A 25,077-nucleotide genomic window follows, 5' to 3' on the forward strand; every position below is an offset into this window, starting at 1 on the left:
GATTAATTCACATCAACCTGTGGGCTGGTAATCGTTATTTTACTCGGTTCTAACTTAATTGTGCTATTACCGCACTGTAGGGTAATAGATTGCTTGGCAGTAATTAAGATCGACCCGCTATCGTTTTCTATCTCTATACCGTTACCGCCCGTTTCATGTACAATCTTTTTTAAAGCAGTTAAACCAATAAGGCCCTCATCGTTTTGCATTACCACGGCATTATCCCCTGTTTGGTGAACGATAGTTTTGGCAGCGGTTGATTGAATAGAGCCTTGTTTTTCGTGCACGTAAACGGTGTTTGCTGCAGAAGTAGCAAGTGTTAAGGCATGTGCACCATCATCAAAAGTTAAATTGCTCCCCCTGCGCGAATGCATGCCTTTGATATTACTGTTGGTAAAACCGCCGCTGTCTACATTATTGCTGTGATACACACTGCCTAATATTACGGGGCGGGCAATGTTGCCTTCTTCAAAATCTACAATTACCTGGTCGCCTTTTTCGGGCACTACCAAAAAGCCGCGGTTTTTACCCGTGTCGCCGTGGCCTGCATTCGGGCTCATCACCCGCAGCCACTCGGTTGGGTCGTTAGCGGTGCACTGCCATTTAAACTGCACCTTAACACGCCCCTGCTTTTTAGGGTCGTCATTATCAATAACCGTGGCCAGCTGCATATCGGCCATCGGCTTTTGTGCATTCTTTACCAGCAGCTTCTCGCTATCGGCAGATACGCCTTCAAAAGTGTTTTGATAATGGCCTACCCCATCTAACTGGTGGTAAACGGCGGTTACCAAAAACTTGCCAAAATCCTGCACCTCAAAACCTATCTGCCCGCGCATGCTGGTGCTGATGTTGACCACCTTGCCCAGGCTAACTTGCGGGTTATCGCCGTTGCCCATGATGCTCAACAATTCGGATACGATGGCCTTGTGTTCATCGTTCACAAACGTATCTATATCTTTTTGCGAGTTTACCCGCACATCAAGCGGCTCGTTATATTGCTTGCTGTACACCTGTTTAGAGGCCGATATGGCGTGCGACAGATCTGCCGAGCCATTACTGGCGCCTGATGGTTTTGCGCTCAGGAGCTGATCCTGCACCGAATTGTAGGAGAATTTTTGATAGGTAAGCGGCGAGATCTGCATGCCATACTGGATGCTGTGCAGATCGCGGCCGTAGATGAGGGTTATCTCTTCCAGCTTTGCCGGCTTGCCAAAATTCAGTTTGGTACCATCGTAATAAAACCATTCGTGATACTCTGCCGACAGGCGGTTGATAAATTCAAAATCACTTTCGCGGTATTGGATCAGGTAGTCGATCGGCGATGTATATGCCGGGGCTATGTTAAAGCTCAGATCATTTTGCGGGGCATCGGCCGTTGCCTGCTGCAAAATGGTTTTCAGGTCCTTATTCAGGTACGAGCCCAGGTCTGCCCCCCTGTCTATCAGGATACTCGGGCTAAAGCCGCTTATCACTATATCACCCTGAAAACCGTGGCTCTGGGCTATCTCTACCCTGGTGATCTTGCCGGTGAACTGATGATCGGCATCTTCTGTACGGCCAAACTGCACCGTAAGGTTTTTACCTATAAATTCTTTTGATTTCTCCAGTGTCACCTTGTTGGTGTTCTCTATCTGGTCGTGGTTAAAGCGCAGCTGAAAAGTATGGTGTTCGTTAAAACGCTGTTCCAGTGTAAAAGAAGAGAAATGCGCAATCGGCGTACCCTCTATGCTAATATCTACTTTTATCTTGCTATCCATATTGTTGTGGGCTTAGTTGTATTATTTTAACGGCCATGGCCTGTAGTAGCTTATCACTTTATAAGCACCTTTAACCTTGCCAAACACAAAACCGAAAGAAGTTTCTTTACCGTTATCTTCGGTATATTGCTTCTCCAGTTCATATAATATACTGCCTTTATCGGTAACATGCTTTAAGGTTATATAGTAATTTTCGGCAGTGGTTTTGTCAATTTCAGAAAGATCATCCTCGGTACTTGCAGGTATTAACCTTACGGCATCCTTGGTAAAAATATCATTATAATACCCGGTAAACTCGCTCTGGCTAATCAGGCCGCTATTGGCATCAACCGGTGCGCTTTTTAGTTCGTCGTTTGTCCATTGCGGTAATGTTTGCAACGGGAAACTGAACATTTGCGTAAGCTGTGCCTTATTATTAGCTTTTACAGCTGCTTTAAATTTGGCAAAAAACAGCCTGAACTGCTGCTCGTTATTCACTGTATCTGCTGCAACCGGGCTGGCGCTATCATTTGCAGGTTTAGCAGCAGCAGCCGTATCTGCTTTATTAGCACTTGTGGTATTGCCGTTACAGCCATATACTGCCGGCAGCAATAAGGCAATCAGTATCAACCAAATATGTTTTTTTAACTGCTTCATACATTAATTTCTGGGGATACTGATCAGAGCACGCTGCTCCATCCTTTTCAATATAACAGCCGCACCCAACTGGGTTGATACGGCATTCGCATCATACACCCCATCCTTTACGTATTTGCCTTTGGTGTAATGGTTAGAGTAGCTCCACAAGTAAGGCGTATGGATGCCTTTACGGTTATAACCAAAACCGTTATAGCCTTCCAGTTTTAATAATATGTATGACAGGCTCCAGTTGGTCACCTGGTCATACTTCATCAGCTTAAGGGCGTCTACCGCGCTCTCTTCAAAGGTGAACGGCGGCGCATGGCCAACTTTAGGGCGGTTGGCAGGCACATGTACGGTGTAACCGGTTAAAGGGTCGCCGTTATGTAAATGCCGTTTAAAACTAAAACTGCATTCCATATAATGTACGCAGGCAATAAAATACCATGGAATTGCCGAGCCGCCAAAAAAATTGGTCCCGGCAAAAATATCCCGGTTCAATCCAAACGGATCGTTGTTGGCAATATACTTTCCGGTTAACAGATCGTACTTTTGTATCCCATTTATCCCCAACGAAGGTTTGGGTAAACTAAAGGGCGTTAAAGGGGCGTTTAAAGAGCGAAAATCGGTGATTTCTGGCGCTCCGGATCCGGCAGAAGTTGTGTCGGCAGCAGTTCTTACCGTATCGGCAAGTGCAGGGAACCGGTTATAAAATGGTGTATAAGACGATTGAAATAATGGTTGGTTATTTAAAAGCAACGGACTGATGCCCCCCCCTTTAACCAGGTTAGATACCCCCTCATATCTGGACCGGTTCACAACAATTTTTTCGTCAATTACTTTATCTATCTCGGCTAATTTTTCTTTTTTAATCTCGCAGGTGTTAAAAAGCAATATGTATTCCATAGCTGTAGGGGCTACAGACTTAACTTTTTTACGAATGGTGGGTGAACCGTGCTTAACTATTCTTTTCTTTTTTTTCATGGGTAGATTAAAAAAGAAGCTGATCTGACTAAAAAAAACGGAGAAGATACTGTTCTATCTCCTCCGTATCTGATATTGCATTGCCTGGTTTATTTCGGCCAGTCGTTCTCATGCTCGGCGTTGCCGATCTTAAGCTTACGTGCCGATAGCACAAAGCTCAGGGTCATCGGTGCATTACCTACGATAGAGATACCCTCGTTGTATTGGATGATGTAACCGTCTTCAAAAGAAAGCTCCTTCATTTTAGCATCCTCTTCAGATTTTTTGAAGGTAACTGTTCCGCTTAACGGCTTGTATTGGTTATTTACCATTGATTCGATCACCGAGGTGTCTTCTGTTGATTCTACCTCAACCTGGATGGTACCACCGTATACACCTGATGACGGGCGCCCTTTAGCGTCAACATCCCTGCTCAAGGCATAACTGCACTGCAGCACATCAAACTCCTTAGAGCCTATGTTAATTCTTGCTTTAAAAGCCATATTCGTAAATTTTTTAGTGTAACAATCAAAGCTACCTTTTAGCCGTTAAAGCCAAACGCAACCCTGTTAATTAAAATAAGATAAACTTAGTTGGCGCGTCCCGGCCAGTCGTTAACATGTTCTGCGTTACCCAATTTAAGCTTCCGTGCAGATATGGTAAACTTGTAGGTCATTGGTGTATCACCAACAATGTTTAAACCTTCAGAATACTTTACAATGTAACCGTCCTCAAAAGACAGTTCTTTCATTTTAGCATCTTCTTCAGATTTTTTGACCAATAACGTACCTGTAACAGGCTTGTATTGATTGTTAACCATTGATTCAATAATTGATGTGTCTTCGGTTGATTCTATCTCTACATCGATAGTACCACCGTAAACACCTGATGACGGGCGTCCTTTTGAATCAACATCTCTGTTTAAGGCATACGAGCAATTAAGTACATCGTACTCTTTGCCCGAAAAATTTAATCTTGCTTTGAAAGCCATAACGATAAATTTTAAGGTTATTAATTAATAAAACCGACCATCGGTTTCTATTATTTAACTACAGATGAGCTCAAATATTGTTTCGAGAAATAATAAATAACTTATAATTATTTCATATCAGCTTGATACCAAAGCTATAAAGTTTCTTCATCCACTTCTGAGCGTACTGATTATCAAGGGAATATATGTGGCCGATAGCACTGGTGTGCACCGGCTTAATATTACATTTTTCTAATACCGACCTTTTAATAGATAAATAGGTAGCGCGCTGCGTTTGCTGCCAGTCGGCCCATGCTGCCTCGTCCAAAATAGATACGATACGGGCCGAGCGGCCACGAAAATCATTGCTGAACTTAGGCTGATTGGTCACAAAGATCTGATCGGGCATAAAGATCCGGTCAAAAAAACCTTTGATCTTAAAATTGATAGACTCTTTAAAAACAGGGCAAAAAACCACTATATGGCTTGCCCAGGTTAATTTAACTATTGCCGCGGCCAAATCGGGCTCAAGGCCTGTATTATTCCCGGGCAATTGCCTGTTGGGGTTAAATTTAAGATTGGCAATCACGATATCCTTTATAACCGCTTGCCCACCCTCTGCACCATGCCTATAAGCATTTATCAGCGCGTTTGTAGTTTCGCCTTTATTGATATCTGCATTAATAATTACAACCTGCTTCATTTTGCTAATGCAAAAGTAAGCAGTTATTACATTATATTAACAGCATGTGTTAAATTTGTGGTAACATTAAATTAAAAATGCCCCGTTTCACAACTACGGGGCATTTAATGCTATCAGTTATTACTGCTGTTTATATTCTGTATTCCAGGTTGCGCTGGCATCTTCGCCCTTGTGGCCATCTAACTTAACCACAAAGCTTTTTGCCGGGAAGTATGGCGTAATGTTGATATCCAGGTGGATCCTATCCTTCTGTACCTCATCACGCTCAAATTTGATGATCTTGAAACGCTCTATCAAACGATCAGGGCCCTGGATGTTATCCAAAAACTTAACTATTTGCGATCTCAGGTCCTGCTCTGTTTTAGAATTCCAGTTCTCAAATGCACGGCGGTTCAAAAAGTCGAACAATACCTTAGTGATATAGTCAAACACACGCACAACCGAATAGGTTTGTAAACCGATATTATCGCCATTGAAAAGCGTTTTGGCAGAGAATGCCATCACTTTACCATATTCGTTCACCATCGGCACCAGGCCAATGCGTTCCAGATGCGAGATCTCGCTTTTCTTCAGATCAAAACGCACACCGTCAACCTCGTTTACCGCACCATGTTTTTTACCGGCCGTAACCTGCGACATTAAGGTGTAGTACATTTTACCTGCCAATGCTGCCGAACCAGGTACATACAAGTTATCCTCTTCGCCAACCTCGGCAACTTTACCACGGCCAACCATCCAGTTACACGTCATGATAGTGTTTGATTTGAATGCATCACCACCGGTAAGGTTGGCAGATGTAAACAAGTCGATAACATCATCAGGCTGCTCTAAATCGGCAAAATCCGTAACCAGCATCACTTTGTTCTCAAAGGCAATTTTCGACCATTTTTCAATCACTTTGTTTGAACCCAGATAGCCCGGTACAACCAAAATAGAGTAATTCTTGCGCAGGTCTAACCTATCGTAATTCTGTTTAAGTTCGCTACCTACATAATCAATAAAGCGCGGGTTATCCAGTTCCTTTAACTGGTCAAGGCTCGCGTTCATGATCACCACGTTCTTCACCTTGTCAGATTCGGTGTTTTTATAAAAAAGCTGTAACGAGCGGTAGGCCTGCTCCAGCTCACGTGTGCTTTCTAAAGCATCGTGAATATTGGTGTTCAGGTTTTCTTCGGCCAATTGCAGCTTTTCGGTGCTTTTATCAACCATCTCGCTTACAGAGCCTCCTGTTTCCAGGGCTTCTATCCATTGGGTAAGCTTTTGCTTCAGTTCCTCGCGCTCCAGTTTCTTTTCATCATCCGATAAAAAGATCTGTTTACGTGCTTTACGCTCAGGGTTTAAATTCTGTAAGCCGTCTATTGTAGTTTCTAATAGATCAAACCCGCCAACCCTTGATAATTTCTCCAGGCTTTGGCTTAAATTAAGATCTTGCCCGGCGGCTTTTTCTGCTGGTTTAAAACCCTGCGCCGATGACGCTTCGTTGCCGGCTTGCTGGTTTGTTGTTGCCATAATATTTTATAACTGTTAAGTTGGTATCTTCAATTATTGTTCAAGCTCTTTCACAAAGTTTTTAAGTGCGCTGATAAATGCGGCCCTTGTTTCTTCGTTATCAAGTGTTGTTTTTAATGTTTTGTTGGTTTTAAGCTGCTTGATAATGTTCAGGTGCATTTCGCGCTCAATATTCAGCTTGCGCAGGTAATTACTTTGCTGTACAATTTTTTTAACGCTAAAATCGCCCAGGTTCTGAAACTTCAGGTTTTCTGTTAAGGTTGAACCATCCTGCTTCGCCAGCGATATACTTACATTTGGCTTATAATGCTCAAAAACCTCTTCAACCGTTTTTAAGCCTTCTACCTTCTCTGGCCGCAACGGCTCGTTATCAGTTAGCTTTTGAATAAATAATGTTTTATTGGGAGAGATCTCACCAAACGCTTCTGAGGTGTCGACTTTTGTCTCGTTTCCTCCTATTTCGTAATTAAACATAGGTATGGGGATAAGTGTAGATGCTTTAATTTAATACTATAATGTTGTTTTATAACAAATTGTTTTATTAAACAAGTTGTTATTTAATACTTTAACAATTAATTAATTGTCCAATCCAATTCGTCTGTGTCGCCTTTTTTATTGATGCTGATGGTTTGCCCCTTTTTTAATTCTCCGGATATAATATACCGTGATATAGGCCTTCTTAACCTGTTGCGGATAACCCCGGATAACTGCCTTGCACCATATTTGGGTGTAAAACCGCCTTTGGCCAGCATACTTTTTGCCTCATCGCTGATCATAAAGCTGATACCCATTTTTTCTAATGGTTCTATCAGGCTTTTAAGCTGAATATCAAAGATCCGTACCACGTCATCTTCGGATATCGGCTTAAACGGTACGATCTCTGACAAGCGGGCTAAAAATTCGGGCCGGAAATGTTTACCCATCACCTCCATTAATTCATTTGATGTTGGCAGATGGCCCTTGCCCAATTGCTCCTGCAGCCATTCGCTGCCGATATTTGAAGTGAACAGCACCAGCGAGTTAGAAAAATCTCCCTCTTTGCCCAGCCTGTCGTGCAGGTGCCCTTCATCCAGTATCTGTAAAAATATATCAAATACGGATGGGTGTGCTTTTTCTATCTCATCAAACAACAATACCGAATAGGGCTGCTGCCTTATTTTATTCACCAGCAAACCGCCTTCTTCATAACCCACATATCCGGGAGGGGCGCCGTAAAGTAATGCGGCAGAATGCTCTTCTTTAAACTCCGACATATCAAACCTTATCATAGCCTTTTCGTCGTTAAATAAAAAATCGGCTATGGATTTGGCCAGTTCTGTTTTACCGGTACCCGTAGGCCCCAGCAAAAAGAACGAACCAATGGGCTGCCCTTTTTTATTCAATCCGCTGCGAGATTCCAGTATGGCGTCAGAAACAGCTTTCAGCGCCTGGTTTTGGCCTATTACACGTTTGTTTAAAAAGCCTTCCATATTCAAAAGCCTCTCTTTTTCCTGCGCCTGTATCTTGCCCATCGGGATACCCGTTTTGTAAGATATAATGGCGGCAATATCCTGCTTGCTTACTTCACTGGTTTTATCTTTTGCCAAAGTTTCCAGCAACGGAAGGTTATGGTTAAAGTATGTTATGTACTCCTCCGCAGTTTCAAAGGCACTTACCTGTGTTTCATCTTCCAGCTTGCCTAAAAGCACAGCGCTGGTTTTATTTTGCATCAGGCTGTAAAGCCATTTGTACTCACCAACAGTTGTTTCGTCATCTGCTGCTTTTTGCAAATCGTTAAAATTTTCATTAAGCTCCGTAAGCGTCATGTCTGATGTATCGTTCATCAGCCTGATAGCGGCCATAGTGCGGTCCATCAAATCAAAGGCAGAATCGGGCAGTCGGCGGTCTTTCATATAGCGTTTGGCCAGCCTCACACAATCCTTTACGGCGTCGCTGCTTATTTTTAAACCGTGGTGCTCTTCATAATAAGGCACCAGTTTTTCCAGCATTTTTATTGCGGTATCTACATCCGGCTCATTTACCTGCAACACTTCAAACCGGCGGCTGAATGCCTGCTCGGGTTCGATTATTTTGCGGTATTCATCTATTGTTGTAGCGCCGATAACGGTTATTTCCCCTCGGGCCAGTTCAGGCTTCAGCAGGTTACCCACACCGCCGCCTATGGGGCCTTTATTATCTAACAGCGTATGAATTTCATCTATAAATAAAATAGCCTTATCAAACTGTTTAATTTCTTTCAGGATGTTTTTCAGGCGGTCTTCTATCTCGCCCTTGTAAGATGCCCCGGCAATAAGCGAACCAAGGTCAAGCTCAAACAAACTAACATTCAGCAAGGATTGCGGCACCTGGTTATTTACAATATCCAGGGCAAAGCCGTCTATCAGCGCGGTTTTACCTACACCCGCATCACCCGTAATAATTACATTGGGCTTGGTGCGGCGGCTTAATATCTCCATAATCATCCGCGTTTCTTTATCGCGGCCAATAATGGGGTCAATCTTTCCCTGACGGGCCAGATCCGTACGGTCTACACAATATTTAAACAATGCACCGGTAGACTTGCTTCCGCCTCCGTTATCGGCGCTGCCTGCTACGGGCGGGGCAATAGCATTCTGCATCCCCTCATCCTGTATATAAACATCCAGCAGCTCTTTCTCTTTTACCGGGAATGATTTTAGCTGGCCGGCATCAAAACCAACATTAGGTTTTGTTAGTGCAATCAGCACACATATAGGCGTAATGGCATCTAAACCAAGTTTAACGCGCACATTATCGGCCTCCTCAAAGGTTAGCTTAACGGCATCATTGCCCAGCATCTCGTCGGGCACGGTGATAGATTGCGGGTACTCTTCCATCCGCACGTCGGCCCAATCGCTGATGTAAGCCGCATCCTTATCAATAGAAGTAAGAAAATTCCTTAAACCCACCTCCTGGTGCATTAGCCCCTTTAACAGGTGTGCCGGGCCAAATTCTTTGTGATGGTACTCTTTGGCTAAAGACTGTGCAACCCTTACCCCTGTTTTTACCGAATCGCTTAAACTTATTACACTCATGTTGTTGTGTTGATTAGTTATTCCAGTTTGCCTGGGTTACGTAGTAATAAATTTGCCCGTTTGATACAAAATGCTGTTGCAGCAAGGCCTGCTGTTTGATTGTGTTACGGCATTTTATAAGATAATTGATGTATGCCTCAAACTGTGCCTGCGGCATTTTACCATCATCCTTAATATCTTTTACCCTAAACCTGCCTAAGTTTTTATTAGCTGGCACAATAAGGCCTATTGTTTTGGTGATGTAATCGCTTATCAGCATCTCACCGATGGTTGATTTAGGGAGATCTTTTAGCCCCATGTAGCTGCGCACGATATTGATGTAGTTTGAATATAACTTACTGCGGTAGTTACCCGCGTCCTGCTGCAGGTTTTCGCCTATCATCATCGATAAAATATCCTGCATCTGTTTGTACTCGGCATCATTCAGTATCACTAAATATTGCAGCTGATTTGGGTTTTGTGCTACATAATTTGCAGGTAAATTTGCCTGTAAAAAGTATTTGAACGCGTTGTGCGGCATGTCATCGCCCAGGCTATCGGGCACGGGGGCGGTAAACTGCGATGTTACCACCGGCTGCACATAGCGGTGTTCGCGGCCGGTAAGCCTAAAAACACTGTCTAAAGAATGTGTTTGGGTTTTAATATCTAATTGCGTTTCTGCCATCAGGCGCTTTACTGCCGCATCCATTGCCTGGTTGGTTTTTACCACACCTTTTGGCGGGAAGATCACGGCGCCTTGTATGATACTGTTTTTTGGATAATCGAGGTAAAAAGAAACCGTATCTGACAGCGATACATTAAACTGCTGCGTACTGGTAAGGCCTTCGCCAATTACCATCCGTTTCTTTTTATTATCGGCAAGCAACGTGGCCGATTGCGACACCAGCTTACGCGCCTGGATCACAAAATCGTTGTAAATTGGGTTATAATCGCTGTATAACTGTATGGCCAGCAAGCGTGCATCAGAGGCGGCCATCTGGTACGACAGATCTGTAAGATCATCTGCAGATGCATTGCCGGTACTGCCTATCAGCACAATCAGGTTAGTTTCGTTCTTATGATTTTTAAACATGTTTAATGCACTGCGCATACCATCAAACACGGGCTGGCTGTTTGGTGCAGGCGAGCAGGCAGAGGTAACGGAGGCTTGCTTATCCAGGAATTTAACTACCCGGCGGTAATCGGCATTAAAAACTTCGCGCTCTACACCGCCCGTGGTGCAATTGGTTTGGCCGCGGTAAACAACAGCAGCATAACTTAACTGGTTGCCTTTATCATACATATTGAATGTGTTTTCAAACGATTGTATAGTATTGGTTAAACCCGAGAAATAGTTGCGCATCGAGCTGCCGCCGTCTACAACAAAAACGATATTTATTTTATGCGTGTTTCTGCGGATGTTGAGGTAATCCTGATAAGAAAGGTGGCCGCCTTTAATATTGATAATGCTGTTGTGCGATTTGTCATAAACATCGGTTGCAACGCCAACCTGTAATTTACCGCTTTGGCTGTTAGTGCCCAATACCGGCAAGCTACGCAATAAAGGCTGATCCTGATCTATCAGCGGGTCAAAAACAAATGGGGTAGCCACGCCATTATAAGTTATGGCATTGTTGATAACGTTGGCGACAGAATCATCCGACTCGAAATTGCCATTAACTTTTGCCGAACCGATATACAGCCTGTTACCCCAGTTGTGCACGGCATCGGCAGGTAACCAGCCATAAATGCTGTGGGCGGCGCTGTCTGCAATCAGCTGCGCATCAGAACCAACTAAAACGGTTTTACCATCTGCAGATTTTTTATAAATATACAACAGCTGGTGCAGGGCCACCTTGGTTTTTTTATGCTCCAGTTCGGGCGAGTTATATACATACAGTGAATCTGATTTATCAAAATAAATACGCGGCATGGTTAGCGGCCCCTTGCCTGATGCTATGGCGATTGATTTTTCGGCATAACCGGTAGCAGGGCTTACGTAAGCCGATTGCCAGAGCAGCATTTTATCTACACTTATCCAGCCGTAACTCAGGGCGGCTTTTTTATTCGTAAGTTTACGCCCCTGCACTATGCCGGGCTGATATTTGATAAGTTTGATGTAACCGTTTTTTACTTCGCTAACATAAAAAGGCTCCATAAAGGCTATCTTTTTCATCACCAATGAGCCACCCGGTGCGGTGTAGGTATAGTTTTCTGCACGGTCGGAAAACACGATCCAGGGCAGGGATGATTTCTGGCCGTCATCGTGTATATTGGTTTTACTGTTTGGTTTTTCAAACGCTACCGGAAGGGTTTGGACTTTTTTGCCAAATGATACCGGCGACTGTGCACTGGCTGCCAGCGTTGTAAATATGGTTAAAACGTATAGGATGTTTTTCATGATCATAAGGGATAGACGGATTATTTAGTACGTTTAATAGCTGCGCCCGATGTTGAAGAATGCTGTTTAACGGTTAACAGGCTGGAGCAGGTAGATTTTGGCTTAAGCGTAACCTGGGCCTCATCAATACTTATACCGCCGCCAAAAGTAAGGCGCATGCAATACGAGTAAAAATCGGTTTGTTTTCTGTCTCCGTTCGTATCCAGGTTTACGGTTACCTTTTCATCGCCGCAAAAGTATTTATTAACCAGGTAGTAGTAATGGGTGTTAAAATCTGCCCCGTTGGCTATTGCCTGTAAATGCGCCCTGATATCATCTATCACCTTACGCTCCCCTTCGCCGGGGGCTACAATGGCGTTAACAGTAGAATCCGGATTAGTGATCCGGATCTTGTGATAAACCGGGTGGCTGCCATTATCTGCACTTAGCCTTACAAAATAAGTGCCCGGGTTATGATACGTATAAAGCGCGGTAGGGCCTTTAATATCCACCCGCCCCGTTTCGCCGAAAGACCATTCGTAGATGCGGGCATTTCCCTGTGCTTCAAGCCTTACCTCCTCGTTAACAATACCCTGTGTTGGGCCGTTAACGGTAAGCAGGGTATCTTTTAACAACTGTGCTATGGTATCTTTAACGTTAATAGGGAATTGCTGCTGCAGCTTGCCATCTACGGTTAGCCTTACAATGTAGGCCCCTGTTTTTTTGAAACGGTAAGCACCATTCTGCTTATCAGAACGGTCGCCGTTACCAAATTCCCAAAGCCAGCTTTTAGCATTGTCGGTATTGTCTGAATAAACCAGGTCTTCGTTAATGGCAATTTCATCCTTTAGTATCCTGGCGTTTACATTGCGCTTATCAAAAAGCGAGCTTTTGAATAAAAAAATAAGGCCGGCTAATAGCAGGATGCTTACCACTATATAAAGGAAAATATAGTTTTGCCTGTTTGTGTTAACCGGTCGGCCGCTGTTATAATCTTCTTGCATTGGTTTAAGGTGCTTGTTTAACGGATGGAATTTATTTTATCGGCCTGCAGCGCTCATGTTTTGCTGCAGTTGCCTGGTAGAAAGTTTACAATCATCTAAAAGTTTATTAATGCGGCTGATATCGCCGTAGTTCCCCCTAAGTTCGCGTTTATCATAAAACAGGCTTTCGGGCACTTTTGAGGCATATATAAAGCATTTGTAGCGGGTATCATAAGGCCTGCTGTTGTAGTAAGACCGTATGGCCGTAATAGAATTTTTTATATCATTCTCTAAAAACAGCGCCTGCACATCGGGGTTAAACTTTACTATGCGCGCATAGGTGGTATCAATTGCGGGCATTGCCTCGGCAACCATACCTTCAAAACGGTCTTCTTCTGCTATGCGCCTGGCAAACTCCGCCTTAGATATATTGCTGTTATTTTGATAATTATAAAACAGCGCGGTACATAACACCCCTGCCGTGAACAGGAATAATGCCATAAAGAATAAAAATTTTTCTCGTTTTTCTTTTATACTAAATTTCATCATAGCGGTTACCTCCCAAATCGTCCTTTAATTTTATTAACTGCCGAAGTGTTGGTTCTGTTACAGGATGCCAGCTGCGAGCGCAGGCTTTCGATCTGGAAACGGGTTGTGAACAACGAATCTTTAACATTTGCAGCAACAGATATATTATCACTAAGCTTTTTGTACAGTTCAAAGCTTTTTAAACCGGTTGAATTTTCTTGCAGCTTCCCCTGGATCTTAAGGTTTGCTTCCTGGATATCGTTTAACAGCAGGCTTTGATTGTTAAGTTCCTCCGAATTCATTTTTGTGAACTGCGATAACTGCTGCATTCGCTGTAAAATAATATCGAAGTTATTGTTGATATCGTTGCGGATGGCGATCATCCTGTCCGACTCTTTTACCCGCTGGTTAAGCAATACCACCTCGCGGTTAGTTGTTATAAAGAAAAAAAATACGATAAGTATGCTGAAAGCTACAACGAGTATAAAGTAGATAATAAAATTGATATAGGATCGGCGTAGATCGGTATTGTTAACTGGCTTCATTAATATGAATTAATAACGGTTTAGTAATAAATTCAACCCTCCAGCACATAAGGTGTTATTGAGGAAAACAACACCTTAACAGTTATTAATTCTTTGCACAACCAATAACTTTCAACCCACACGAATGTTTATACAACTATTTAAGAAAACTTTTGTTTACAATTAGGTTAAAATAAACTTACAGTTATAAATCATCCTTTAATATGCCGAGCCCGCTCTATAAAAAACCTTTCCGCCTTAACCAGATATTTCAGGGTCAAGATCTTGAAAAACAGGATGTTGGGGCATCAATTTCTCAATATATAGAATTGATCATATTTACCCGTTATGGCGAGCACCGATACAAACCCGACTTTGGCTGCGAGATATGGGACCTTGATTTTGAGCTGATCATCAGCGAAAGTATGTGGGAAGAAAAACTGCGGCAGTCGCTTTTAAGCTCTATTAAACAGCACGAACAGCGTATTTATGATGTACAGCTTGATGTGCGCATTAAAGAAGTTAACAAATTTTATCCGTTAAGAAACGTAAGCGAAATAAAAAAGAGGGTTGAAATTGTTGTGAGCGGCAAAATGCAGCAAACCGGCGAAAACTATACCTTCTCCACATCGTTATACCTAAGCCCTTTATCAGCCTGAGCATTATATGAGCAACATTTTTTTTAACACCAAAGAGGATATCCGTACGCGTATGCTGCGTAACGCAATGGATTATTGGGGTACTACCAATATCAACGATATCGACCCGATGGTGAAGCTGTTGATAGAAGCCCTAAGCACCGAGTTATTTAACGTATCAAACGATGTAAAAAATCTGGAGAACCGGGTTCTCAGCAAAATATCGCGCATATTGGCTTCAGATTATTTAACCTCGGCATTACCGGCACATGCCATATTAAAGGCGCAGCCCATAGAGGCAAAAGAGGTGATTAACCCAAACAATCATTTTATTTACAAAAGGCCAGCAACCAAAGAAAACACCAAAGCCGAAGAATTGCAGGTGTTTTTTTCGCCGGCGGGCGAACTCGAACTTTTCAACACAGCTATTCGCTATACCGCCAGCGGGCGCACTATTTACGAAACGGATGATGCAATGCACAAAAACACCTTGCTAACTGCACCGGCCAACCTTAACACCCAGGCAAACGTGCTTTGGCTGGGTTTAGATTGCGCGCCATCCCTGAATAATTTACAAAACCTCGCCCTGTTTTTTGAATGGCCGGAGTATTCTGCCAACAGCGACCTTTATAATTTATTATCTGTAGTAAAGTGCCACATGGGCAACAACGAGTTGCAAACGCAACCCGGCCTTGTTTATAAAGAAGACGCCGAAGCGGCTAACCGCCCTGTTTTTTACGAGCAAAATGTAATTAACCTGATAACCCGCGATGTTAAAAGTTATTATACCAACCGGTTTATATCCTTAACAGATACCGCATTGCAGGATATAAGCAGCCAAAAACAGCCTTACCCCGATGAATTTGCCGAGCAGTTTAGCAATAATGAGCTATCTGTGCTTAGGCCGTGCCTGTGGCTAAAGCTTACCTTCCCGGCGGCCATATCTGCCGCCGTGATAGATGAGCTGCAGGTATCGGTAAACTGTGTGCCGGTAATAAACAGAAGGCGGCACGAACAAAAATACAGGCTACGGGAGGTAAACAACATCATACCGATAAAGGTAGCGGCAAATGATCATTTTTTATCTGTAAAAGAACTGTTTGATGACCGCAGTATCTATTACAGCGAGATCCCATACACACAGGCAACCCAAAGTTTTGAGGGCAGCTATACCATACGCAACGGCGGGGCCGAACGTTTTGACCCGCGCAACGCACAGCAAATTATAGAATATTTATTTGAGTTGCTGCGCGATGAAAAGGCTGCCTTTGCCAGTTATGGCAGCGATTTTTTGAATAACATACTTAAAACGCTTGAGCAAAACCTGGCGCTTATCGAAAAAAAATCAAAGCTGGCAGAAAATAGCAGTGAACTGAATAATTATCTGATTGTAAAACCGGGTGCAAAGGCAAGCATGCTTTACCTGCAATACTGGACAACCCTTGCTGATAATGCCAACCACATCCGCCGCGGATCGCGCCTGCAACAGTTTGAGGCTATGAAGATAAAGGCAGAAAGTTTACGCCTGATGACCGGCAGCATTGGCGGCCGCAACAGTTTGGGCGCAACAGAACGCATACAAGCCTATAAATATGGCCTTACGACAAAAGACAGGATAGTTACCCAGGCCGACCTGGTGAGCTATTGCTTTTATGAGCTTGGCAATAAAATAACCAATGTAAAAATTGGCAAAGGCCTGATGGTATCTGCCAACCCAAAAGAAGGGTTTACCAAAACAGTGGATATTTTTTTAGAACCGGCCCCCAACCTGCAATTAGCCACCGATGACTGGGATACGTTGCTCACTTTACTAAAATCTAAAATTACAAGCCGTAGCGTTATCAATGCAAATTACAGGCTGTTTATAGGCGCTAATTAAACGCCAAGGTAGGTTGTAAAGCCCAGGCAGGCATTCTCGGCATCAAATCCCAATACCATTTTCTGGTCGTCGGGGCCAACAAGGTAGCTGGTATTAACCGTTGTAGATAAAGGTATAAAGTATGATAACAGCACATCAAGCGCCTCTGCAGAACGCGTGCCCGGTAAAAACGACAGCATTTGGGCGGCGGTAAGCGGCCCTATATTAATAATAAGCTCTTGTTCCTGCTCGTAAACCTGCCCTGCTATAAAGTTTACGCCTAATACGCCGGTACCCAGTTTGGTCTCTAAGGCCTTCATTTCCTGAGGTGGTGCTGTATTTGTGCATAACTGGTATTGCATATCAACATTAACTTTAAACATAATGCTGAGTATATTACTGATGAAAGGCAGATTATTGCGCTGCTCGTGTATCACCGGCAATACATGCATTAATATCAGCATCTGCCCGTTATCAAAGCACTTAAACTCCTGCCACTCTTTTAAAAATATGTTAACCAGCTCGTGATAGGTACTTTTTTTATCCAGCCGGCTTTCATACAGTTCAATAATGGTACGTGTGTGGTAAAGTTCGGCCTCTAAGGGTGCAAAAAAAGCGCGGGCCTGTTTTTCTTCTTCCCGGCGTATGGCAATATCCTTGATCATTGCCTGCTCGGTTATCATAACGCTTGATGCCGGGGGCTGGTGAAACAATCCCTCGGGCAGCATATCATACAAGCCTTCCCTGTTAACGTGTATAGCCAGCATTTGCCGGTTGCGGTATTCGGATGTATAATTACTTACCTCGCTTATATCTTTGGCGTAGGCGCGTTGCTGGGGGCCGGCAGGCAAAATAATAACATCGTCGGCACTTATAAGTCCCTGCTCAATCAATTCGGCGGCAAGTGTTACTGCTTTATAATCGGTATCAAGTTGATTAGGTTGTTTAAGTATCATTTTAGCTTTTTTACGATGCTTTATAAAACAATAACCCCAATTATTGGTAATTGATTAGACAAAGTTCAATTTTATTTTAAGAACTGTTTTTTGATACCGAACCTATAACTTTTATGGACGTTAAATCCTTTTTTATCCGCTACCTCCTCTTCCCGGTAATTTTTATGATTGCAACCGCAGTTATGACAATTATTAATAAGAAGAATAAGCTGCTAAACAACAAAAAACTTATCGTAATAATGCTGCTTACAGCCATTGTACTGGGCATACCCGGCTTACTGGGTTTTTTAGATATGCAGTTTATGCCATGGGGATATATTATTTGCCAGCTGTATTATTTAACAGCGGGTATAGTGTTTGTTTGGATGGCTGGCATTTATTACGAAACAGAATTGCTTGAGCGAAGAGGTTTCTTTTTTGTTTGCACCTTTATTTCGTGCCTACTGGGCATTTTTCTTTTTAAACTTGGGTTCGATTGGCTAAACAATCTGCATTACGGTTTATGGGCATCAACATCGGTATTTGTATTTTTATTGCCTATACTATTCTGGTGGGCTTACATCGCGTTTCTGAATATCCCGCTTGAGATTTATAAGGTGTGGCAATACCCCATGGTACCTGCAGATATCAGCATGGAACACCTTGATTTTAACCGGTTATTGGTATTAGAGGTTAACCTGTACAAAAACACAGAAGATGCCGAGCCTTTAAAGGTAAAGGCCAAAGCCCCGCGCAACATGAATTTTGGCCTTTGGTTCCAAAAATTTATTGATGATTATAATCTTAAATTTCCTGATAGCCCTATCCGGTACCAGCAGGGAAGCAGCCATACTTATAAATGGATCTTTTATATCAAGCCTTCGTTTTTTAAACAAAGGCAATTTATTGACCCCGACCTGGATATCGAACAAAACAATATTACAGAAACCTACGCCATATTTGCAAAACGCGTATCTGAAGTTGTGGCCGAACCCGACCGTATGGGTGATAAAGCAGTTTACTTATAACATCAAACAGGCAATACCATGTATATACCATTAAAATACAGATCTGTTAACTGGGTTGACGGGATGAAAATTTCCAGCGGCCATTTTGTACAAACAGATAATTTTATTCAGGATGTAATACGCGATAGTAATTCTATTATGCTTAACAGCAATAATTTTGGATTACTTGCACCATTCAACGGTGAAAAAAGCTCGCTTGATATACAAATAACCGAACGGGCTTCAAACCATATCCAGGTTAAAATAAGGCAATGCAATGCCATCACATCCGAAGGGTACCGCATCCGGATCTCGCCCGAAATGCTTGGGCAGGAACTGGAGTTTAACCATTATTTTAGCCAGGAACCGCTTACAGACGCTGTAGAAACCTTTTTTATTATTTTAACCGTTAACCCGCACGAGCGTATAGCCGTTGGCAGGCCCGATGCAGATGAAACCCCGGCAAGGTACCCGGAAGTAGATAGCTTTTATGGCATTACTATTTTACCGGCGGCACAAATAAGTGCTAAAAACAACCACTACCTTGAGGTGGGCAAACTAAACCGCAGTTCGGCAGGCATACAGCTGATAACAGATTATATCCCCCCCTGCGCCGCTATTTTGAGTCACCCGGACCTGATACGCTTTTATGAAACATTCAGCAATAATTTAAATGAATTTCAACTGCTGTCGTTCCGCATTATTGATAAGATTACCTCTAAGGACACCATATCGCCAATAGGCCGCAACGTAAAATTACTGTGTGATAAAATGCTTGATTATATAGCCCGCATCTATTTTTCGTACCGTAATGTTGCTTTTCAGCAACAGCCGCTGGTGCTGGTGGGCTATTTTTCTGAAATGGCACATATATTTTTCAGCACGGTTAAAAGCATAGCCGGCGCCGAACGCGAAGAATTATTAAAATACTTTTATGAATGGAAAGATGTAACCCCGGGTAATTTTGAAGAATTACTTGCCCGGCTGATAGAAGTGGTTTATAATCACCACGATATCCGGTCTGCCATGGTTACGGTCGACGAGTTTTTGAGAGTTATTATTGCTTTGTGGAATAAGTTAAGCACATTAGAATACATTGGCCAGCGTAAAGAGAACATTGTAGTGGCCGAGCAGCAAATTGTACAAACCGTGCAGGCCAAACGTACCTGGACCCTGTTGGATTAAGGTAATTTGTTGAATAGGCTCAACATTAATTGCATTAATACCAGCAGATAATTTTTAGCTACAAATTGCCTTATAGCTTTAAGTGATTGTGTAATATGGCTGTTAATGGTGGCTACAGACAGCCCGAAATTGCGGCTTGCTTCTTCATAGCTTTTACCTTCAAGCTTGCAGTAGGTAAAAATAAGCTTGCGCTGCGGCGACAACTGATTAATGGCATTTGTTAAAACCTGCCTGGCTTCTTTAGATTCCAGCAATTCATCTGAATGGAGATAGTACTCTGTAGCATTAATAATTAATTTCGCTGCTAAACGGGAATCTTTAGCAACTTTTCTAAAAAAATCGAACACCATATTATTGGTTATCTTATATAAAAATGCCGTAAAAGAATAATCCGGGTTTAACTCCTCCCGTTTTTGCCACACTTTTAAAAAAAGTTCCTGTATCAGTTCATCGGCAATGGCCTCATCTTTAACCATAGAGAACACTTTGCCATACAGGGGTTTAAAATAAGTATGATACAGGGTATTAAAAGCGCGTTCATCGCCATTGCGCAGCCTGTTTACCAGGGAATATAATTCTGCATCATCAATCAATAACATTAGTTTAAATCTGGAACCTATAAATTTATAAAATAACTCTATAACTGCCATTACTATTTCAAATTAGTAGCTGTTATGTTATAAATTTTCAGATTTCTTTAAAAAATGTATCTTTTTTAAAAAATCAATTCATTGTTTATTGGCTTTACTGCGTATTAGGTATATATAGTAGCTATTATGCCCAGTCAGCAAGAACTTTTTAAGCGTTTTATAGCCGGTAAATGCACCCCTGCAGAAATTCGCCTATTATTAGCGCAATTTTCGGAAGCAGAGAATGAATTGGTTTTAAAACAGATCATATTAAAATATTTAGAAGACACGGCTACAGGCGAGGCATTTGATTCAATTGATCTTGACCATAAGAAAGATGAATTGCTGAAACTCATAAAAGCACAAATAAAAAAACATCAAAAGCCCGTTTTATGGCCACGGATAGCCATTGCCGCTTCTATACTGCTATTCCTCTCTATCGGTACATACACCTTGTTTATGCGCCCGTTTACGGTACAACAGGCCGCACAAAACCAGTTAAATGATATACAGGCCGGCGGCAATAAAGCCCTGCTTACTTTGGCCAACGGGCAAAAAGTTGTTTTAACCGATGCCAGGAACGGCTTACTAAGCAATCAGAATGATGTAAGTATCATTAAAACAGCCGATGGCAGGGTGATGTACAAAAAAGACACGGTTACAGATAACCGGGTTGCCGCCTATAATACCATCACCACGCCAAGGGGCGGCCAATACCAGTTAACCCTTGCAGATGGCACAAAGGTTTGGTTAAATTCAGGGTCATCACTTAAATATCCGGCATATTTCACAGGCAGGGAGCGCTCGGTTGAACTTACAGGCGAAGCTTACTTTGAAGTTGCTCATAACCGGGCCATGCCATTCCGCGTAGCATCGGGTGTGCAAACCGTGCAGGTGCTGGGCACACATTTTAATATTAATGCCTATACAGATGAGCCTGCCTTAAAAACAACTTTATTAGAAGGCAGCGTAAGCATAACCAGTAACCACAGGCAAACCCTTTTAAAGCCCGGCCAGCAGGCAACGCTTGCTCATCAGAAATTTATAGTGAACGAAACAGATATCGATGACGCCGTTGCCTGGAAAAACGGGATGTTTCAGTTTAGTGATGAAAGCCTGGAAAGCATCATGCGCAAAATAGCGCGCTGGTATGATGTTGACATCGAATACACCAACGATGCCATAAAATCATTACCCTTAACCGGCGTAATTACGCATTATAGTAATATTACGAAGGTTTTGGGAATGCTGAAACGCACTAAACAGGTTGATTTTAAAATTGATGGCAGAAAAATAATCGTATCTAAATAACCCTGATAACTATTGATTAACCCCAAATAACAAACTGCTTATGGAAAAATAAAGACTTATCCCCTACTACGGTATCAGGCCAAAAAAATACCGGGGGCGTTTGCTGCACCCCCGGTTAGTTTACCTGTTTTCCTCACAGAAACCGTAATCAAATAGCGCTTTCAACATTATTTTCTTACTAAAACAGATTATCAAATGTATAAAAATTTTACACGATTTTTTTGTACGCCGCCGGGCTGCATCCATAAATTCCTGTTGATCATGAAACTTACAACCGTTTTACTTATTGCAGCCATATTACAGGTAAGCGCAGCAGGATTTGCACAAAAAATAACATTCGTTAAAAGTAACAGCACCCTAAAACAGTTATTTACCCAAATAAACAAGCAAACAGGCTACAGTGTGCTTTTATCGGGCACGGGTGTTAAAGGCAACCAAAATATTAACGCCAATTTTAAAAACACCCCGCTGGAAACAGTGCTAAAAACGGTAATTGGCAATCGGCCGGTAGAATATATTATCGAAGAACAAACTATCGTAATCAGGGATAAAGAACATAATATTGTTGCCGCGCCTGCGCCACGCAAGGCAAAAGATACCGCAATAGTTATTACAGGCCAGGTTTTAAGTACCGGTAATACGGGGCTGGCCGGCGCTACCATTAATGTAACAACAACCAATAAGGTAGCGTTTATTTTAACTACAAGTGCCGATGGTACCTTTAAGTTTTTGGCGGATAAGGGTAGCATATTAAACATTAGCTATATTGGTTTTGAAACTTATACCACCCGCATCAGCACCGGCAAGCTGGGCGGCATCATCCTCGTACCCAAATCAAATGAGTTAAAAGAAGTTAAAATTCAAATAGGTTATGGTACTACCACAAAGGCACTTAATACAGGCAGTGTGGCGGTAGTGAACAGCGTGGATATCGAGAAGCAACCTGTGGCCAATGTACTGCAGGCTTTACAGGGAATGGTGCCGGGCTTAACCGTTAGCCAAACAAGCGGCTTTGCCAGCGCCTCTTTTAATATAAAGCTGCGCGGGCAAAACTCTTTAACTACAAATAGTTATGGTGTAAATAATCTGAGCGAACCACTATACATTCTTGATGGTGTGCCAATTATATCGGCGGGCAACTCTTCAGATCTGAATGTGGGTATTAATAAAAATGGCTTTACCGGCCCTACGGAAGGCCAAAGCCCGCTATATGGCCTTAACCCGACTGATATTGAAAGCATTACCGTACTTAAAGATGCAGATGCCACAGCTATTTACGGCGCCAGGGGCGCAAACGGTGTTATTTTAATAACAACCAAAAAAGGCAAAGCCGGCCCTGCAACCGTTACGGCCAACGTTTACTCGGGTGTTAGTTTACAAACAAAAAAGCTAAAACTGATGAACACCCAACAATACCTTGAAATGCGCAAAAGGGCATTGGCAAATGATAATATCACCCCTGATGACTTTAATGCCTATGATCTTAGGGTATGGGATCAAAACAAATATACCGACTGGCAAAAAGAATTACTGGGTAACGCCAATACAACCGATGCCCAGTTAAGCCTGTCTGGAGGCGATATCCAAACCACTTACCGTGTAAGCGGCGGTTACAACCGCACCACACCACCTTTTAAGGGCGACTACCAGGAGCAACGTGCATCGGGCTCACTGGCACTTAACAACGTATCTTTTAATAACAAATTAACCACAACGGCCACACTTAACTTTTCATCTACCAATAGCAACCTACCGCAGGTAGATCTTACCAAGCTGATCTTTCTGGCGCCGAACGCGCCATCGTTAACAGATAGCCAGGGCAATTTAAACTTTACAGATTACAGCCTTGGCGGTTTACCTTATGAAGCTATAGGCTTAAAAAGGCCATATAGTGCCAGCACTAAAAACTTTATCGGCAACTTATCTTTAAAATACCAGATAATGGCCGGCCTGGCATTTAATACGTCGTTAGGTTACAATTTAAGCAAACAAAATCAGCTGCAAACCGCCCCTGCAGGGTCTTATGATCCGCGTTACAACCAGTTCTCGTTTTCCACATTTGGTAATAACGATAGCCAATCGTGGATCATCGAACCTAACTTAACCTACAATAAAAGCATCGGCAGGCATAACGTTACCGCCCTGCTGGGTTCAACCTTTCAGGATACGCGGATAGAAGGGAACCGCATTGATGCTACCGGTTATACCGATGATACCTTTTTAGAATCACTTGCCGGGGCATCCAACTACCGGGTTGTCACAAATTATACCGATACCCGCTTCCAGTCGGTTTTTGCCAGGATCAATTATAATTTCGACGAGAAGTACATCATTAACCTGAATGGCCGGCGCGACGGCTCTTCGCGATTTGGCAACAACCGTAAATTCGGAAATTTCGGCTCTGTTGGCGCTGCATGGATCTTCTCGAAAGAAGATTTTATGCAAGGCACATCGGGTTTTCTTTCATTCGGTAAAATAAGGGGATCTTACGGTTTGGTTGGCGGCGATAATTTAACCGATTACCAATACCTGTCGAGCTTTGTAAACGGCTCTTATCCTTATCAGGGCACCCCTGCTTATCAGTTAAGCAGGCTGGGCAACGACCTGTTTAGCTGGACCACAAACAAAAAGCTGGAGGCTGCCATCGCATTAGGCTTTTTAAACGGGCGCATCAATACCGAATTTTCGTGGTACCGCAACCGCTCCGGCAATCAACTGGTAAGTTACCCCTTATCATCAGTAACCGGGTTTACCGCCGTTATAGCCAACTTGCCGGCGCTGGTGCAAAACCAGGGATGGGAACTTACGCTGCAAAGCCAGAATTTCCGTACAAAAGATTTTAGCTGGGCTACCAGTTTCAACATTTCGCATAACCGCAATAAACTACTGGCGTTTCCGGGGCTTGCAACATCAAGCTATGCAGGCAAATATGCCATCGGGCGTTCAATCAACAGCGTGGGGATCTCAAAATACACCGGCGTAGATGCGGCCACCGGGCTATACACATTTGCAGATATCAACGGCGATGGATCTGTGGATCTGTATGGCGATACGGACCATGTTTTTGAGGATACCACCCCTGCTTTTTTTGGCGGAATAAACAACACCATCGGTTATCAAGATTTTCAGTTGAGTTTCTTATTTAACTTTACCAAACAAAAAAGCATTTTAAGGCTAAGTAATGTAGCAGCAGGCGGCATAAATGCCGGCCTTGGCAATCAGCTGATCCTGTCTGAACAACTAACGGGCAAGCCTGCTTTAGAAAATCTTACCACCAATATTTACCGTGCAGATCTTTTTGCCTATAATAACTCTGATGCTGTTTTTGTTGATGCATCTTACATCCGCCTGCAAAACTTATCATTTGCCTACAACCTGCCGCAGGGTGTAACTAAAAGGGCCGGGATAAAAAACATGAAGTTATATCTTCAGGGGCAAAATTTATTAACTGTTACCGGTTTTAAGGGTACAGATCCCGAATCGCCCCAGTCGTTTTCGCTCCCCCCAAGAAAAATAATCACCGCCGGTATCCAATTAACTTTTTAAC

Annotated in this window: 21 protein-coding genes; 6 read left to right on the plus strand and 15 right to left on the minus strand. The window is 42.9% G+C overall.

What is annotated here, in order from left to right:
- Positions 1 to 2: 2 nt before the first annotated feature.
- The 13 genes from E2R65_RS01620 to E2R65_RS01680 all read right to left on the minus strand — a co-directional run bounded on the left by E2R65_RS01620 (position 3) and on the right by E2R65_RS01680 (position 13,988).
- Positions 3 to 1,757: a type VI secretion system Vgr family protein gene (locus tag E2R65_RS01620; protein WP_134334725.1), complete on the minus strand. Its 1,755-nt coding sequence runs from the start codon at positions 1,755 to 1,757 to the stop codon at positions 3 to 5.
- A 21-nt stretch (positions 1,758 to 1,778) separates the two neighbouring features.
- Positions 1,779 to 2,393: a hypothetical protein gene (locus tag E2R65_RS01625; RefSeq protein WP_134334726.1), complete on the minus strand. Its 615-nt coding sequence runs from the start codon at positions 2,391 to 2,393 to the stop codon at positions 1,779 to 1,781.
- Between the two features lie 3 nt (positions 2,394 to 2,396).
- Positions 2,397 to 3,359 carry a hypothetical protein gene (locus E2R65_RS01630; RefSeq protein WP_134334727.1) on the minus strand — a complete coding sequence of 321 codons (963 nt, stop codon included), beginning with the start codon at positions 3,357 to 3,359 and terminating at the stop codon, positions 2,397 to 2,399.
- Between the two features lie 89 nt (positions 3,360 to 3,448).
- Positions 3,449 to 3,841, minus strand: coding sequence for a type VI secretion system tube protein TssD (gene tssD / locus E2R65_RS01635; RefSeq protein WP_134334728.1), 393 nt, complete (start codon positions 3,839 to 3,841; stop codon positions 3,449 to 3,451).
- Between the two features lie 86 nt (positions 3,842 to 3,927).
- Complete coding sequence (gene tssD, locus E2R65_RS01640) at positions 3,928 to 4,329, minus strand: type VI secretion system tube protein TssD (protein WP_134334729.1); 402 nt, start codon at positions 4,327 to 4,329, stop codon at positions 3,928 to 3,930.
- Between the two features lie 112 nt (positions 4,330 to 4,441).
- A complete protein-coding gene (locus tag E2R65_RS01645) occupies positions 4,442 to 5,011 on the minus strand; it encodes an NAD(P)H-dependent oxidoreductase (RefSeq protein WP_134334730.1) in 570 nt (189 codons plus the stop codon).
- A gap of 120 nt (positions 5,012 to 5,131) precedes the next feature.
- On the minus strand, positions 5,132 to 6,520 hold the full coding sequence (locus tag E2R65_RS01650) for a DUF5458 family protein (RefSeq protein ID WP_134334731.1): 1,389 nt from the start codon (positions 6,518 to 6,520) through the stop codon (positions 5,132 to 5,134).
- 33 nt (positions 6,521 to 6,553) lie between these two features.
- The gene (locus E2R65_RS01655; protein ID WP_134334732.1) at positions 6,554 to 6,994 is read right to left on the minus strand and encodes a type VI secretion system contractile sheath small subunit; all 441 of its coding nucleotides are present in this window, start codon (positions 6,992 to 6,994) and stop codon (positions 6,554 to 6,556) included.
- 98 nt (positions 6,995 to 7,092) lie between these two features.
- Positions 7,093 to 9,573: an ATP-dependent Clp protease ATP-binding subunit gene (locus E2R65_RS01660; RefSeq protein ID WP_134334733.1), complete on the minus strand. Its 2,481-nt coding sequence runs from the start codon at positions 9,571 to 9,573 to the stop codon at positions 7,093 to 7,095.
- A 13-nt stretch (positions 9,574 to 9,586) separates the two neighbouring features.
- Positions 9,587 to 11,953: a type VI secretion system protein TssR domain-containing protein gene (gene tssR / locus E2R65_RS01665; protein WP_134334734.1), complete on the minus strand. Its 2,367-nt coding sequence runs from the start codon at positions 11,951 to 11,953 to the stop codon at positions 9,587 to 9,589.
- A 20-nt stretch (positions 11,954 to 11,973) separates the two neighbouring features.
- Positions 11,974 to 12,936, minus strand: a complete 963-nt coding sequence (locus E2R65_RS01670) for a PKD domain-containing protein (protein ID WP_134334735.1) — start codon at positions 12,934 to 12,936, stop codon at positions 11,974 to 11,976.
- 36 nt (positions 12,937 to 12,972) lie between these two features.
- Positions 12,973 to 13,464 carry a type VI secretion system TssO gene (tssO, locus tag E2R65_RS01675; RefSeq protein WP_134334736.1) on the minus strand — a complete coding sequence of 164 codons (492 nt, stop codon included), beginning with the start codon at positions 13,462 to 13,464 and terminating at the stop codon, positions 12,973 to 12,975.
- Positions 13,465 to 13,469: 5 nt separating this feature from the next.
- Positions 13,470 to 13,988 (minus strand): type VI secretion system TssO, encoded by a 519-nt coding sequence (locus E2R65_RS01680; RefSeq protein ID WP_134334737.1) that lies wholly within the window; start codon positions 13,986 to 13,988, stop codon positions 13,470 to 13,472.
- Between the two features lie 203 nt (positions 13,989 to 14,191).
- Here E2R65_RS01680 and E2R65_RS01685 point away from each other — a divergent pair, with 203 nt between their 5' ends.
- Positions 14,192 to 14,626 carry a GPW/gp25 family protein gene (locus tag E2R65_RS01685; protein WP_134334738.1) on the plus strand — a complete coding sequence of 145 codons (435 nt, stop codon included), beginning with the start codon at positions 14,192 to 14,194 and terminating at the stop codon, positions 14,624 to 14,626.
- Positions 14,627 to 14,633: 7 nt separating this feature from the next.
- Positions 14,634 to 16,484, plus strand: a complete 1,851-nt coding sequence (locus tag E2R65_RS01690) for a type VI secretion system baseplate subunit TssF (RefSeq protein WP_134334739.1) — start codon at positions 14,634 to 14,636, stop codon at positions 16,482 to 16,484.
- Here the strand turns inward: E2R65_RS01690 and E2R65_RS01695 are convergent.
- On the minus strand, positions 16,481 to 17,419 hold the full coding sequence (locus E2R65_RS01695; RefSeq protein ID WP_134334740.1) for a type VI secretion system baseplate subunit TssG: 939 nt from the start codon (positions 17,417 to 17,419) through the stop codon (positions 16,481 to 16,483). The two genes, E2R65_RS01690 and E2R65_RS01695, sit on opposite strands and share 4 nt — an antisense overlap.
- Before the next feature lie 113 nt (positions 17,420 to 17,532).
- Between E2R65_RS01695 and E2R65_RS01700 the strand changes: the two genes are divergently transcribed.
- Together E2R65_RS01700 and E2R65_RS01705 are read left to right on the plus strand one after the other, a co-directional pair.
- Complete coding sequence (locus tag E2R65_RS01700; protein WP_134334741.1) at positions 17,533 to 18,426, plus strand: TssN family type VI secretion system protein; 894 nt, start codon at positions 17,533 to 17,535, stop codon at positions 18,424 to 18,426.
- Positions 18,427 to 18,444: 18 nt separating this feature from the next.
- On the plus strand, positions 18,445 to 19,590 hold the full coding sequence (locus E2R65_RS01705) for a hypothetical protein (RefSeq protein ID WP_134334742.1): 1,146 nt from the start codon (positions 18,445 to 18,447) through the stop codon (positions 19,588 to 19,590).
- Here the strand turns inward: E2R65_RS01705 and E2R65_RS01710 are convergent.
- Entirely contained in the window at positions 19,587 to 20,189 is a 603-nt protein-coding gene (locus E2R65_RS01710) for an RNA polymerase sigma factor (protein WP_158285190.1), read from the minus strand. The two genes, E2R65_RS01705 and E2R65_RS01710, sit on opposite strands and share 4 nt — an antisense overlap.
- A 177-nt stretch (positions 20,190 to 20,366) precedes the next feature.
- On the opposite strand from E2R65_RS01710, the gene E2R65_RS01715 reads away from it, so the two are divergent.
- Together E2R65_RS01715 and E2R65_RS01720 are read left to right on the plus strand one after the other, a co-directional pair.
- Positions 20,367 to 21,530 carry a FecR family protein gene (locus E2R65_RS01715; RefSeq protein WP_134334744.1) on the plus strand — a complete coding sequence of 388 codons (1,164 nt, stop codon included), beginning with the start codon at positions 20,367 to 20,369 and terminating at the stop codon, positions 21,528 to 21,530.
- Positions 21,531 to 21,725: 195 nt separating this feature from the next.
- The gene (locus tag E2R65_RS01720) at positions 21,726 to 25,076 is read left to right on the plus strand and encodes a SusC/RagA family TonB-linked outer membrane protein (protein WP_134334745.1); all 3,351 of its coding nucleotides are present in this window, start codon (positions 21,726 to 21,728) and stop codon (positions 25,074 to 25,076) included.
- Position 25,077 lies beyond the last annotated feature (1 nt).

This window comes from Mucilaginibacter phyllosphaerae (assembly GCF_004378255.1).
In the GTDB taxonomy this organism is placed as follows: domain Bacteria; phylum Bacteroidota; class Bacteroidia; order Sphingobacteriales; family Sphingobacteriaceae; genus Mucilaginibacter; species Mucilaginibacter phyllosphaerae.

Bases quoted from the DNA above. Each gene is read 5' to 3' on its own strand.
- E2R65_RS01620 (WP_134334725.1), bottom strand. From the start codon at position 1,757: ATGGATAGCAAGATAAAAGTAGATATTAGCATAGAGGGTACGCCGATT.
- E2R65_RS01625 (WP_134334726.1), bottom strand. From the start codon at position 2,393: ATGAAGCAGTTAAAAAAACATATTTGGTTGATACTGATTGCCTTATTG.
- E2R65_RS01630 (WP_134334727.1), bottom strand. From the start codon at position 3,359: ATGAAAAAAAAGAAAAGAATAGTTAAGCACGGTTCACCCACCATTCGT.
- tssD (WP_134334728.1), bottom strand. From the start codon at position 3,841: ATGGCTTTTAAAGCAAGAATTAACATAGGCTCTAAGGAGTTTGATGTG.
- tssD (WP_134334729.1), bottom strand. From the start codon at position 4,329: ATGGCTTTCAAAGCAAGATTAAATTTTTCGGGCAAAGAGTACGATGTA.
- E2R65_RS01645 (WP_134334730.1), bottom strand. From the start codon at position 5,011: ATGAAGCAGGTTGTAATTATTAATGCAGATATCAATAAAGGCGAAACT.
- E2R65_RS01650 (WP_134334731.1), bottom strand. From the start codon at position 6,520: ATGGCAACAACAAACCAGCAAGCCGGCAACGAAGCGTCATCGGCGCAG.
- E2R65_RS01655 (WP_134334732.1), bottom strand. From the start codon at position 6,994: ATGTTTAATTACGAAATAGGAGGAAACGAGACAAAAGTCGACACCTCA.
- E2R65_RS01660 (WP_134334733.1), bottom strand. From the start codon at position 9,573: ATGAGTGTAATAAGTTTAAGCGATTCGGTAAAAACAGGGGTAAGGGTT.
- tssR (WP_134334734.1), bottom strand. From the start codon at position 11,953: ATGAAAAACATCCTATACGTTTTAACCATATTTACAACGCTGGCAGCC.
- E2R65_RS01670 (WP_134334735.1), bottom strand. From the start codon at position 12,936: ATGCAAGAAGATTATAACAGCGGCCGACCGGTTAACACAAACAGGCAA.
- tssO (WP_134334736.1), bottom strand. From the start codon at position 13,464: ATGATGAAATTTAGTATAAAAGAAAAACGAGAAAAATTTTTATTCTTT.
- E2R65_RS01680 (WP_134334737.1), bottom strand. From the start codon at position 13,988: ATGAAGCCAGTTAACAATACCGATCTACGCCGATCCTATATCAATTTT.
- E2R65_RS01685 (WP_134334738.1), top strand. From the start codon at position 14,192: ATGCCGAGCCCGCTCTATAAAAAACCTTTCCGCCTTAACCAGATATTT.
- E2R65_RS01690 (WP_134334739.1), top strand. From the start codon at position 14,634: ATGAGCAACATTTTTTTTAACACCAAAGAGGATATCCGTACGCGTATG.
- E2R65_RS01695 (WP_134334740.1), bottom strand. From the start codon at position 17,419: ATGATACTTAAACAACCTAATCAACTTGATACCGATTATAAAGCAGTA.
- E2R65_RS01700 (WP_134334741.1), top strand. From the start codon at position 17,533: ATGGACGTTAAATCCTTTTTTATCCGCTACCTCCTCTTCCCGGTAATT.
- E2R65_RS01705 (WP_134334742.1), top strand. From the start codon at position 18,445: ATGTATATACCATTAAAATACAGATCTGTTAACTGGGTTGACGGGATG.
- E2R65_RS01710 (WP_158285190.1), bottom strand. From the start codon at position 20,189: ATGTTATTGATTGATGATGCAGAATTATATTCCCTGGTAAACAGGCTG.
- E2R65_RS01715 (WP_134334744.1), top strand. From the start codon at position 20,367: ATGCCCAGTCAGCAAGAACTTTTTAAGCGTTTTATAGCCGGTAAATGC.
- E2R65_RS01720 (WP_134334745.1), top strand. From the start codon at position 21,726: ATGTATAAAAATTTTACACGATTTTTTTGTACGCCGCCGGGCTGCATC.